The organism is Desulfosporosinus sp. HMP52, from assembly GCF_000765145.1.
Taxonomy (GTDB): domain Bacteria; phylum Bacillota; class Desulfitobacteriia; order Desulfitobacteriales; family Desulfitobacteriaceae; genus Desulfosporosinus.
Window position 1 is genome coordinate 53567 of the sequence record NZ_JMGA01000014.1, and the last position, 11920, is coordinate 65486.

13 protein-coding genes are annotated in these 11920 nt (G+C 39.5%); 3 read left to right on the forward strand and 10 right to left on the reverse strand.

Features of this window, described 5'->3' with window-relative positions; translation table 11 throughout:
* The first annotated feature begins 293 nt into the window (after positions 1 to 293).
* The 3 genes from DP73_RS05285 (at position 294) to DP73_RS05290 (ending at position 2140) form a co-directional block, all read left to right on the forward strand.
* The gene (locus tag DP73_RS05285) at positions 294 to 866 is read left to right on the forward strand and encodes a xanthine phosphoribosyltransferase (protein ID WP_034598014.1); all 573 of its coding nucleotides are present in this window, start codon (positions 294 to 296) and stop codon (positions 864 to 866) included.
* Positions 867 to 1009: 143 nt separating this feature from the next.
* Positions 1010 to 1153, forward strand: coding sequence for a LysM peptidoglycan-binding domain-containing protein (locus tag DP73_RS22390; protein ID WP_081962964.1), 144 nt, complete (start codon positions 1010 to 1012; stop codon positions 1151 to 1153).
* Positions 1154 to 1330: 177 nt separating this feature from the next.
* Positions 1331 to 2140, forward strand: coding sequence for a CAP domain-containing protein (locus tag DP73_RS05290; RefSeq protein ID WP_052090412.1), 810 nt, complete (start codon positions 1331 to 1333; stop codon positions 2138 to 2140).
* Positions 2141 to 2310: 170 nt separating this feature from the next.
* On the opposite strand, the gene DP73_RS05295 is transcribed toward DP73_RS05290, so the two are convergent.
* The 10 genes from DP73_RS05295 to DP73_RS05340 all read right to left on the reverse strand — a co-directional run bounded on the left by DP73_RS05295 (position 2311) and on the right by DP73_RS05340 (position 11621).
* Positions 2311 to 3027 carry a SprT family zinc-dependent metalloprotease gene (locus DP73_RS05295; protein ID WP_034598016.1) on the reverse strand — a complete coding sequence of 239 codons (717 nt, stop codon included), beginning with the start codon at positions 3025 to 3027 and terminating at the stop codon, positions 2311 to 2313.
* Positions 3028 to 3056: 29 nt separating this feature from the next.
* Positions 3057 to 4730: a PAS domain-containing protein gene (locus DP73_RS21975; protein WP_052090413.1), complete on the reverse strand. Its 1674-nt coding sequence runs from the start codon at positions 4728 to 4730 to the stop codon at positions 3057 to 3059.
* Between the two features lie 187 nt (positions 4731 to 4917).
* Positions 4918 to 6315, reverse strand: a complete 1398-nt coding sequence (locus DP73_RS05305) for a methyl-accepting chemotaxis protein (protein WP_242865704.1) — start codon at positions 6313 to 6315, stop codon at positions 4918 to 4920.
* A gap of 209 nt (positions 6316 to 6524) precedes the next feature.
* On the reverse strand, positions 6525 to 7121 hold the full coding sequence (locus tag DP73_RS05310) for a GPR1/FUN34/YaaH family transporter (RefSeq protein WP_034598020.1): 597 nt from the start codon (positions 7119 to 7121) through the stop codon (positions 6525 to 6527).
* Positions 7122 to 7288: 167 nt separating this feature from the next.
* Positions 7289 to 7714 (reverse strand): hypothetical protein, encoded by a 426-nt coding sequence (locus DP73_RS05315; RefSeq protein ID WP_034598021.1) that lies wholly within the window; start codon positions 7712 to 7714, stop codon positions 7289 to 7291.
* A gap of 166 nt (positions 7715 to 7880) precedes the next feature.
* A complete protein-coding gene (locus DP73_RS05320) occupies positions 7881 to 8111 on the reverse strand; it encodes a hypothetical protein (RefSeq protein ID WP_034598023.1) in 231 nt (76 codons plus the stop codon).
* A gap of 226 nt (positions 8112 to 8337) precedes the next feature.
* Positions 8338 to 8535, reverse strand: a complete 198-nt coding sequence (locus DP73_RS05325; RefSeq protein WP_034598025.1) for a YjfB family protein — start codon at positions 8533 to 8535, stop codon at positions 8338 to 8340.
* 22 nt (positions 8536 to 8557) lie between these two features.
* Positions 8558 to 8800 carry a hypothetical protein gene (locus tag DP73_RS05330; protein WP_081962962.1) on the reverse strand — a complete coding sequence of 81 codons (243 nt, stop codon included), beginning with the start codon at positions 8798 to 8800 and terminating at the stop codon, positions 8558 to 8560.
* A gap of 159 nt (positions 8801 to 8959) precedes the next feature.
* Positions 8960 to 10843 (reverse strand): hypothetical protein, encoded by a 1884-nt coding sequence (locus tag DP73_RS05335; protein WP_034598026.1) that lies wholly within the window; start codon positions 10841 to 10843, stop codon positions 8960 to 8962.
* Between the two features lie 4 nt (positions 10844 to 10847).
* A complete protein-coding gene (locus tag DP73_RS05340; RefSeq protein ID WP_034598027.1) occupies positions 10848 to 11621 on the reverse strand; it encodes an ABC transporter ATP-binding protein in 774 nt (257 codons plus the stop codon).
* Positions 11622 to 11920 lie beyond the last annotated feature (299 nt).

Genomic DNA, 11920 nt, shown 5'->3' on the forward strand with positions numbered 1-11920 from the left:
AAAGTGCCTAGCCATTGGCATGTGTTATCCACTAGCATTAGCAATGTACTCATTATTATTCCCTTCGTTGAATACCCCTAAGAAGAGAACGCAACTACTTTTTTCTAAACTTAAGGTCAGGGTTTCCTATCTTAATCGACTCAACCGATTAAATTCTACGATTATCTACATAATTCAATTGATTTTTTGAGCCTATCAAGATATTCTATACATTATATAAGTATGTCTTTATTTTGTCGTTACAAAATGACATATATTCATTCACCGCACTAAGAAGGGAGTATTATACCACTATGGAACTCTTAAAAAACAAGATTCGTGATACTGCAAGAATTAGCGAGGATCGAATAATTCAAGTTGATAATTTTTTAAATCATCAATTGGATATCTCCTTATTCAACGAAATAGGTAAGGAATTCAAACGCAGGTTCGCTGATAAAGAAATAACAAAAATCATTACAATTGAAACCTCAGGCATAGCTATTGCGTGTATAACCGCTCAATACTTCGGCAATATACCCGTAGTTTTTGCCAAAAAACATGCCGGCCTCAATATGAACCCGGATGTTTACGAGGCTCAGGTTTTCTCTTACACAAAAAATCAGGAATACACCATTAAAATATCCAAAGCCTTCCTGTCTGCTGATGATAAGGTCTTAATCATCGATGATTTCTTGGCAAGCGGTAGCGCACTCTTAGGATTGGTTAGTTTAGTAAATCAAAGCGGAGCGGAAATAGGTGGAGTAGGTATCGTCATTGAAAAGACCTTCCAAGGCGGCCGAAAAGTCGTTGAAGAAAAAGGGGTTCGGATTGAATCTTTAGCAATGATTGACTCATTGAAAGATGGTCAAGTTTTTTTCAAATAACCTTGGACAAGTTAACACTGGCTAAAGCCTAAGAAAGCAAAGTTAGAAATAGCTTTGCTTTCTTTTATGTTACAGGCACTTCTAAGTTTTGTCCCGACATAATATGGGATATAAAAGAAAAAGGAGTGCTGAACATGCACATGATGTATCATACAGTTAAAGCGGGCGATACCCTCTGGAAAATAGCTCATCACCATCATACTTCTATTCATCATTTACTTCATGCTAACCCATCAATAAAAAATCCTAATCTGATTTATATCGGACAAAGAATAAAAATTCATTAATCTTCTTTATAACAGAATGACTTTATGAGGATGTCGCAAAGGCATCCTCTTATCTTTTAGCTTGACAAAACAGTTAACAATTATTTTCTATGGCATAGGTTTAAGTCAACATAAAAATAACGTCTTTGTTAAGACTAATAATATGTTTCTAGAGCAAGTAAATTCAGGAGGAAAACAATGAATTATAAGCACATCAAGTTTCTATTCGCATCTGTAATAAGCATAGTATTGATTGTCACAGTCTTAACGACAAATCTTATTGCTCAAACCCCATTCAGTAGAACAAATGTCCCTGCTCAAGTTAAGGTAACTTCAGCTACGCTCAATGTGAGATCAGGACCATCGGTTGACAAAGTAAAAGTGGGATTACTGTATAGAGACCAAATAGTAGATTGCATCGGCAAGATTGGTTCTTGGTGGGTTGTGCATTTAGAAAATGACACAGTAGGATTAATTTCTGCTAAATATGCTACCCCCTATTATCCCCCAGCTCCGGCTCCCGAGCCGACTCCGACTCCGGTTCCAGCTCCTACTCCTGCACCCACTCCTACTCCCACTCCTGAACCCACTCCTACTCCAGAGCCTACCCCTGAAAAGCCGACTATCGGAACAGAGGAACAACAAATGCTTGATTTAATCAACGAAGAGCGCTCAAAAGTAGGGGTTAAACCTTTAAGCGCAGATATCGAGCTAATGAAAGTTGCTAAGCTAAAAGCAGAAGACATGGTGGATAACAATTATTTTTCCCACACTTCTCCTACTTACGGTTCTCCCTTTGATATGTTAAATAAGTTTAGGATTACCTATAAGAGTGCTGCAGAAAATATTGCCGGCAATTCAACGGTGGAAGCCGCTCATAAAGCTCTAATGCAATCAGAAGGTCACCGTAAGAATATCTTGAATGCCAGTTTTAACTATATAGGTATCGGTATTGAACCCAGCCCTGTTTATGGAAAGGTTTTTGTACAAATGTTTGTAGGACGGTAAAATGTATTTATCTCATAAACTAGGCGTAGACAACAATGTCTACGCCCAGTCTTTAAGTCTTTTCTTGCTTTTTCATAGGAATCCAGACCCTGTATTTATTGTTTAGATTCTGTAATATTCCGGACAGGGTAAACCTGTCTTTCTTGCTTTGACCGGCCAATCTCCTTACATTAAAGCCTTAATTTTTGTCCATTAGTCTTAAACCACAATTTCCACACAGTGTAGTCCTGCATATAATCCTCAACCCGTTGCCAAAACTGTTTGGAATGATTGAGATAAGTCAAGTGGGCTAGTTCATGAATTACAATGTAATCAATCCCCTTATCTGGGGCCATGATAATTCGCCAATTCAGATTAATATTACCTTTACTTGAACAGCTTCCCCAACTTGTTTTTTGATCCTTAAGCCGAAAATCCTTATAGGATACCTGCATTTGTTTAGCATATCGATCCAGCCTCTCCTTTAGAACCTTGCGGGCTTGAGCTTTATACCATGATATTAAAGCAGCCTTAATATTCAACGCCACTTCCTGTTGAGGTAGATCTTGAGGTAACTCAACAAAAAGTAGCTGCTCCTCTAGAGAGGCTCTTATGATTTTCCCTGTATGCCTCTTGAGTTTTAATTCGATTCTATTTCCACGGTACCAGAAGTGCTCCCCATCAATATACTTAGCCGGTGGTTTCAGGGCGGCTTGTTTGGCCAGCCAATGCTTTAGTATCCAATCTTGCTTGGAGGCTAACAAGTCATTTAGTTGCTTAGGAGATACATTAGCAGGAACCGAAATACGAACTCTGTCTTCAAAAATACTAAGTGTGATCCTTCGATAACGCGTACTCCTGCGCTCTTCATAGGGAATTGAGTAATTGTTAATTGTCAGAGTAGTCATTACCGATCCCTTCTCTTTTAGGAGTTCTTTTAAGTAGGCTGATTGATGTTAATCAATTTATGCAATTTGATAGCTGCCGCAAGGGCTAGTCTGGTATCAACACTCTCAAGTGATACTCCAAGAATCTCTTCAATACGTCTTTTGCGGAAAACCAATGTTTTATAGTGGACAAATAATTTGTTAGCAGCATCTTTCAAGTTGTTGCTTTGCAGAATCTCTTCTAAGGTAATCAATAAATCCGATCCTTTTTCTTTGTCATAATCTATTATACAACCAATCATTTTCCGAACAAAATCTGACGAATAATCTTTTCCATAGATTAACGACAATATCTGGAATAAACCAACATCCTTATAATGAAAGATTCCGCCATCCTTGTGCATTTGACATTGGGCTGAAATAAGCGTGTTCCAGGCCTCTTTATAACTATTCTTTATAGAGTCAATACCTGAATGGAAATCACTTATCCCAATTGAAATCGTCAGACCAGGTTCAGCATTGCTTATTAATGCTTTGAGTTCGGATGCTGCCAAAATACTACTTTGAGTCAAATCTATAGAAGTATTGCTATGTTTAATAAAGTTACTTTCACACAAGACTCCGATCTTATCGCAATTATTCCATACCAGATAGTTTGTATTATTACTAATAAGATAAATAAGTCGATTCACCAACTGCTTAGAATGTTCATTCATTCTTTGATCTTTGTCGCTATGTCCAAGGACATTGATCAAGAAACAACATAAAGAACCCCGAAAATTAATTTTCAATTTTTCAGCTATTTCAAGAGTTTTTTCAGTTAAGCTTATGTTCCCACTAAGAATATCATTAATAAAGTCACTTTTACGCTGCAGTTCATAGGTGAATTTCAACATGCGCTCAACTTCATATCGCTCAGTTATGTCAGATACAACAACAACTGCGGTCTTCTTCCCATTTACTCGATATTGCATCGGAGCTGTACGCCCCTCGAAATAGCGCTTTACAGACTCAAAATTCATTTCACGAATCATACTTCGATTCTCTCCGGTTGCAATAACCTGTCTAATATCTTCAAGCATTAAATCCGCGAGCTCAGAGGGAAATAGTTGGTGAAATGTAAGTCCCACCATTTCTCGATTAGCCTTTAGATAATGCTCACTATTCCCAAAGACCTCGATATATCGCCCATCCTCATCAACGATTGCGCTCACATCCGGAATAGCTCGGGCAAAGTCTTTTAACTTGTTCTCGCTTTCAATAATCCGGTCTGCGGCTTCTTTAACTTTGGTTATATCACATATTGCACCTACAACCCTAATCGGTTCATGTTGCTCATTATAGATAATTTTCCCTCTAGACCTTACCCAAAGATATGAGCCATTTTTGTGCTGAAGGCGATACTCCAGATCAAATTGATCAGTCTGTCCTTCTTCGCATAAGCGGATTGCTTCAGCTATTTTTTCACTGTCTTCGATGTACCAACGACTTTTCCATTCTTCTAGCTCGTCAGTTATCTCATTCTCTTCATAGCCCAAAATTGCCTTCCACCGTTTGTCTATATAATTTTTGTTATTGACTAAGTCGTAATCCCAAACACCCGCTCCCGTTGCCTCAAGTACCAGCTCTAAACGCTCATAGCGAGCGTTCAGTTCTTTCAGAGTCTGAGTTTTATCCGTTATATCAGATTGAGTCATAGTACTATGCTTAATTGCCCTAGTCATATTATTACCCCTCTTGACGGCATCTACATTTAGCACTATGATTCGACATTTAATACCTAATACCTTTTATATGTAACCAAGTTATTAAAAACAATATTGAAAATTTAAATAGTTAGAATTTTTGGCTTGAGGCAAAAAAATAAGAATGGAGGTCAATCCATTCTCATGTTACTGCTATAAAGGTCACCTATTTGCACTCATTCTGAAGTTGGTTTAACAAAGCAACAACCTCTTCGGATGCTTGAGTCATTTCAACTAGAATCTGTTCCGCCTTTTCCATATTCCCTTTTTCATACTCAATAGCTGCTTGGCGGGCAAGACTATGAACTTTCTCATGGGGAGACTCCAGTCGTTTAAGCGAGGACAAGTTGCTAAGTTTCTGGGCATCAAGACTGTCTACCCATTTACCTAACCGACATTCATGATGATCACCAACCTCACTGGCCTTGATATTCTCAAAGCCTAATATCATATTATAGATTCTCCAAGTCCAAAGTAGATGATCGGTTTTGCACAGTTCCAAAGCCTGATTTGTATCCAGCTCAGGAATTCTTTTAATCTCCTGAAGCCTTATTTTTTGCAATGATTTGCTGATGTTATAGATTCCTTGACCCGTCTTCTTGGCAATCTGATTAATCTCTTCTGATGCCTTAGAAGTTCCTGTTATACTTCTGGATGATTCCTCAATTGATGCACTTTGCTCTTCACTTCCGGCAGCAATACTATGTATATCTTGAGTTACTGCATTGAAGCTTTGAATGATACTTTGCATCGACTCTGCAGACTCCTGCATAACTGCCTTTCCCCTCTGCATAGTCTGAGAAAGGGCTTGAATTTTATTGGTAGTTTCAATAGAATTATTGCTTAATGCGGAAATTTTGCGACTTATATCTGAGACGGAGCCTTTTGTATACTCTGCTAATTTGCGCACTTCATCTGCAACCACTGCAAATCCTCGTCCGTGTTCAGCGGCACGCGCTGCCTCAATAGCAGCATTAAGAGCTAAAAGGTTGGTTTGATCCGCAACTCCCGAGATTACCCCTACAATTTGCTCTATCTCTTCCATCGAACTTAACACTTCTTGAACTTTCTGACTTACCATCCCAAACTCATCAAAGGACTGTTCAACAAATTGTATAGCCTGTTCAATTTTTTCCCCACTAGAGGCGGCCGCCCTTGTAGCATGCTCTACAAATTCCGAAGAGTTCGTTGACGATTCCGCAACCTCATTGGCTGCCGCACCTAATTGTTCAGCTTGTTCGGAAAGATTTGCAAGTTGAATAGTCTGTTCATTTAATTGCATTAGCATCTCACGAATAGATGTCATACTGGTAAGGTCTTGAACCGTTTTATCGAGCTCTTCCAAGGATAGCTTAATAGCCCCTTGGCGTTCAGCCATGACACGATTTATAATTTCCACAATAGGGTGTATTGGACTAGACGAATGGATGTCAACATTTAGCTTACCGTTAAAATCATATTCCCTTAAACTCTGATAAAACTTTTCGTAATCTTTTTCACAATCTTGATGTTGTCCCTTAAGTAATTCATTCTGCTTATTGCGAAATAAAAACAACTCCGGCACCTCACTACCCAAATATATTTGCTAACAGAAAAATTTCGACATGAATTCAACTATATTATAATAAAAAATCAAATTGCAATCTATTATCTCAGAGAGATACATTTTTCGACAATTGTTAACGTTTTCTTGTCCCGAAGGGATAATAAAAAACCCCAGGTCGTGCCTGGGGTTCTATACTGTGAAACAAATGAACGTAAAAATCCTACTACTTATTTTTTCCGGGCAGCTAATCCCCTCGGTCCAGTAGGTAAAAGTGCTCGTCCGTATAAAGGATTGAGAACGCCAGCCGCTGAAGCATACCATGCGCAGGCAGCGGTAATTAAGCCAAATATACCTCCGGGAACGCTAGATATAATTCCGAATTCTGCTAAATCCAAAAGAATAAAAGTTACCTCAAGACAGGCAAAAACTGCGACTAAAGCATTACTAATTCTAAAAGTTCCGATTAACATGTAGGTATTAAAGATTGTAAAGGCTATTAAATACAGCCCGATTGCTTCATGCCCAAAGGAACCGAAATCTAGAACATCAAGGGTTTCAAGAAGCACTGTAGTACTTAATCCTATCCAAAATGCACCATAGGTTGTAAATGCTGTAGCACCAAAAGTATTGTTCTTTTTGAATTCCCACATTCCAGCTAAGACTTGACACATTCCTCCATAAAACAGACCCAGGGGAACAAACAAAGCTCCCATCTCACTAGGAACAAAGTGAGCATTCGACATACTAAGAATAAAGGTTGTAAGTGCAAAAGCTGCTAACCCCAGGGGCCCTGGGTCAGCTATTGAACTTTCTCTGATCTCCATTACTTCTTTAATAAGATACCCTCTCCTTTAATTAAGCCTTTGAATATTTTTTTACCTTCTTTCATTAGCTTGTATTTTTACCTCGCACAGTTTATCACAACATTACAGATTCATCTACCATTCGATATTTTTTTCATTTTTCTCATCTTACATATTTTTAGCTCATCTTAAACCATCGCTCTAATTCGGTAATAACTAAGTGTTAACCCAAAAGCAGAAGCAGAAATAAAATGAGATATACCTGCAAACAAAGTCCGGTCTTTTAGATAAGGTAATTCGAATCCAATTGCTAAACCGTATAAGAAAAACCAGACTAAAACGCTAAAAAACCATCCCTTAAACAAAAGTTTATTCTTATTATCTGCTAGGAAAAAAAAGAGAATGCCAATAAATCCCGAGAAAAAAACTTGCGCTATCTGAGCAAAGATTAATTCCCCTATTCCTGACTGCAGTCTACCGAATACAACTATAGAAGCCCAATCAAACAATCTTTCTTTATGGAATCCAATCAGATACAATGTCCAATCAATAAGATTCATGACAATTGCCCCAAGCACCCCTCCGAGAAATCCTTGGAAAACTCTATCTTTCAAAACAACATCCCCCTTGATGTGAGATATTATTGCCTTTATATTAATTAATATTCAAGATTTACATAAAAATGGACAGGTAGCTCTGGGATCTTTCCCTAAAGCTTTACCTGTCAATAAATCATTGGCAAGCTGTATAGACCCTTAGCCTTTGTGGAACAACTCAACCTTAATTCTGTTGATTTTGGCTTTGTTGAAAAGCTTGCTGTCTCCGATTCATTTCTTCCTGTGTCATATTTTGATTAATCTGTTGGGCATTTTGGAACTGTTGAGATTGTACCTGCTGTGAACCTTGATTGAAATCTTCTGAATCAAAGCTTTCAGCTTTTTGCATACCATCTTGAGCCTGTTGGGCTTGTTGTTCAAATTTTTGGGCCTCTTGTTGATTGTTAATATCCATTAATCTTACCTCCTAAGTCTTACTCAATGTTATTATTATCCAGAATCACGAATGTTATGTAAAGGCTAATCTCTCTTATGCAAATTCAGAAGAATACCCTCACATCACATTTATGATATGAGGGTATTCTTCTGAAGCCTCTTTTTAAATTGTTCATAACATAGGTTCTACTTTTACTAAATCAGCTTACCTGTCCTCTTGTATTAGTAATATACAATTTTTATTCTTAAGCTTTAATATCTAAGTTTGCTCCTAAGAAAGGTTGAATAGATGTCTCCATGGCCTTAGTCATGGTGCCTTCCATCGCAATGATTGATTCATTCTGATTAGCAGCAACATCCATGGCCATTTTCATGACCGCTAGACTGGATTGTTCTTGAACTTTATTTTGATTAAGGATTATTGACATGGCAGCTATGTCCAAGTTTGTTCCCTCCTAACAATAATTAATGAGCATCAAGCCAAAAAGTTCGGCTTTGTTCATCTAAATCAATAATTTCCTGCTGGAATCTATGAATCTTTGCGTTAACCAAATCAATTTGCTTCTTGCTAAGTTTATAGTCTCTGGCAAACTCAGCTAGTTCTTTCATTTTACGGAGTTTTGCCTCGATTTCATCCAATTTCTCGATTCGCAGTTTCGTCCATTCCAGTTTTAAGGTTAAGTAATCTTCATTGCTCAGTACAAGCACCTCGTTTTATAAAATACCTACTTGGGTATAAAACTATAACCGGCACATAGATCTCTTGTTTTAAAGGTGCTTTCTCATTGTTTGAGAACCTGTTTCTCTAATTATAGCGTATTTTATCTGGCTTTCATATAGAAACAAGATTAAACCGGTGGCAACTGATTAGCTTATCTGTGTTTTACGCTTTTTCCAGAGCTTATTCTTCTTACTACCGGTTACCAGTTCAACCCGAAAACCTTTCCTGCTTTGCCGAACTGTACCTGCCATAAAGCCAAAAAACATTAATGCCCACACCCCACTAGTGACAAGTATCCCCAAGGTTATCCGCAATGATGTCGCCCAGAGAAGCGGCCTGCTTAAAAGATAGAGTGCATAGCTTAACCCGGATAAAAAACCTCCTTCGAAGGTTACCGGCGGAAGATCCCTAAGCATTACGATTAGCTCTTCAGGTAGAAACACATAGATCAGACCTAAGGCTAACAAGAGAATAAAAAACAGGTTAATGAGATACATGAACAAGGAGGCACCCGGAGAAATACGCTGTTGTGGCGTGTCTGGATTATAGCGACAATTGTTGATGGAATAAAAGAGACCAATGGCGCTTGATCCCAAAGACAATAGCACAGCTCCAAATGCCAAGGCAACGATCAAACTTGTCGAAACCCCTATAGCTAAGGCAGTACCAACTAACAACGTTTCCATTAACAATAATGTTGGCAGAATAGCCGCCAATAATTTCCCCCAGACCACAGGCCAACCGGCAAGGGGAACACTATTCAACAGCCAGTCTGATTCTCCTTCTCTGCCAAAAGATTGCAAAGCCAAATTCCCACTGAACATAACTGTGTACATGATTAATACAGTTATTAAAGAAGCTTGGCTGGATTTTACCTGAGAAAAAAGAAATTGCCCAACAAAAAAGAGCATGATGATTAAGGGCACTAAATAACCGAACCATTCGCGTGTATCACGCTTCATGGAAAGCAAATCTTTCTTCGCCACCGCCCACATTCCAAACCAGGGAGGAGCAGTATGGCTGACTTCTTTTTCGAATAGAGAGTATGAAGCAAGATCTCGTTGAGGATGGACCTTTCCTTGCTCTGCAGAAATCCCTTTTCGACGCCGTCTGCCACCTTCGCCCTGGCTAAGGGAAATAAATCCCCGGCGAAAACCCCGTTCGACTAAATTAAAAGCAATGAGAAAAAGAAGTATTCCGACAACCATTATTAGTAAACTCCAACCCAATCCAGCAATAAAGTCGCCGGATATCCCCGACACTAAGGCAAGTGAACCCCAACCCCAAGGAAAGTAGTCCATAATCCCCAGCATTTGCTCCTGCCCGGCTATCCAGGCACCCAGATTCAATTCTTCCTCACTGTTAATTAATAAATTGGGGATTTGAAAAACTATTGCTATCAAAATGCCTGCCAAAGCCCCGATAAAACCTACAGCTTCTTTGCTTCGATGGGGAGGAACAATTCGCATGATCAACAGATTAATCAACTCTGCAATTGCAGTACCCAATGCCCAGATTCCGAGACCCACCAGGGCAACAAGAATGTAAAATGATCCTCCTGCTTGAAAGAGCAATCCATAAAAAACCCCTGGTAAGAAGGCAAATAACAATGCCGTCAGAAAATTACTTCCAACGACAGCTAATGATTTGACGGCAAAAACAGCTTTAATTGAGACCGGTGCCATAAACAAAAGCTCTAAATCCTCGGACATATAAAGGGCTGCAAAAGCAGCGGTAATTCCGAAAAAAACCTGACTTACTAACCCCCCCATAAATAACAAAGAAAGAAACCCCTTGACTGTCTGAGGAGGCATTGTTTTCAAAGCACCATAAGCAAAATAGCCTAAGGAGCTAAGCAACGCCAGAAGTCCTAATACCAGAACAGCCATACCCAGTAAGGCACCAATTGGCCGATGCCTCATCTTATTCCAACTAACACGCATTTGGTTTTTAAGCAGCAAGACGAAATCTTGTCTAAAGGATTGACCCGATGGTGGATCTACCAAAGGGGGAGGTAAAATTATTTTCATTGGTTTATCCCTCCTCTAGGCTTTTAATGAGTTCAGCGTTTTCATGACCACCTGTCAGCTCCAGGAAGATATCTTCCAAGCTTTCCCCTCCATGCCCAACCTTCCGGCGAAGTTCTTCGGGACTTCCTTGAGCAATAAGTTGACCATCCTTCAGAATCGCGACACGATGACACATTCGCTCGGCAATTTCCAAAATATGAGTAGAGACAAAAACTGCCGCCCCCTGCCTGGCCATCTCCTGTAATACATCCTTCAACAGGCGGGCACTTGCCGGGTCTAGACCTACAGTAGGCTCATCCAGAAGAATCACTTTAGGCTGATGGATAAGCGCTGAAGCTAACACAACTTTCTGGCGCATACCATGAGAGTAACCTTCTAACAATTCATCTGCCCGGCCTTTAAGTCCAAACAACTCCAGCAGTTGGTCAGCTCTTTCTTTCATTACATTTTTAGGCACACGATAAAGTGCAGCAATAAGGTACAAGAATTCTCGTGCTGAAAGCTTACCATATAACTTAGGTTGATCTGGCACATAAGCCATCAGCGCTTTGGCCTGGGTAGGCTGCTTGCTGATTTCATAATTGCCAATATAAGCCTCTCCTTCACTGGAATCCAGAAGGCCCGTTAGCATTTTGATAGTTGTTGTTTTACCCGCACCATTCGGCCCCAGAAATCCGAATATCTCACCACTCTTAACTTCCAAATTAAGGCCTTTAACGACAGACACAGGGCCATACCGTTTGGTTAATCGATTCGTTTTAATTAAGACTTGTTCCATTGATAGCGCCCCTTTGAATTATTCTAGTGTTAGTATGGAATATATTTTAGTTCAATAATCGCAAATTCCTTATTATTATTTCGAGACTATCTTCCCTAATCCTCTATTTGATCCAAATTCAAGAAATAGGATTAAAATTGGGGCGCTCGGGCAGGGCGGCTTCGACCACATCCGTTTAATCAGCACTCCGAGGCTGGCCCACGCGCTGACCTGGGAGCTCCGCCAAACCTCCAGGTAATACCTGGTGTGAACCCGTGGCTACGCTTCCCCAGGTCAGCTTGTGGGCTTTACCGCCTCTC

What these genes read in the sequence shown, in the direction of transcription:
- DP73_RS05340 (WP_034598027.1), bottom strand. Translation starts at nt 11,621, where the DNA reads ATGGAACAAGTCTTAATTAAAACGAATCGATTAACCAAACGGTATGGC.
- DP73_RS05310 (WP_034598020.1), bottom strand. Translation starts at nt 7,121, where the DNA reads ATGGAGATCAGAGAAAGTTCAATAGCTGACCCAGGGCCCCTGGGGTTA.
- DP73_RS05295 (WP_034598016.1), bottom strand. Translation starts at nt 3,027, where the DNA reads ATGACTACTCTGACAATTAACAATTACTCAATTCCCTATGAAGAGCGC.
- DP73_RS21975 (WP_052090413.1), bottom strand. Translation starts at nt 4,730, where the DNA reads ATGACTAGGGCAATTAAGCATAGTACTATGACTCAATCTGATATAACG.
- DP73_RS22390 (WP_081962964.1), top strand. Translation starts at nt 1,010, where the DNA reads ATGTATCATACAGTTAAAGCGGGCGATACCCTCTGGAAAATAGCTCAT.
- DP73_RS05285 (WP_034598014.1), top strand. Translation starts at nt 294, where the DNA reads ATGGAACTCTTAAAAAACAAGATTCGTGATACTGCAAGAATTAGCGAG.
- DP73_RS05290 (WP_052090412.1), top strand. Translation starts at nt 1,331, where the DNA reads ATGAATTATAAGCACATCAAGTTTCTATTCGCATCTGTAATAAGCATA.
- DP73_RS05335 (WP_034598026.1), bottom strand. Translation starts at nt 10,843, where the DNA reads ATGAAAATAATTTTACCTCCCCCTTTGGTAGATCCACCATCGGGTCAA.
- DP73_RS05320 (WP_034598023.1), bottom strand. Translation starts at nt 8,111, where the DNA reads ATGGATATTAACAATCAACAAGAGGCCCAAAAATTTGAACAACAAGCC.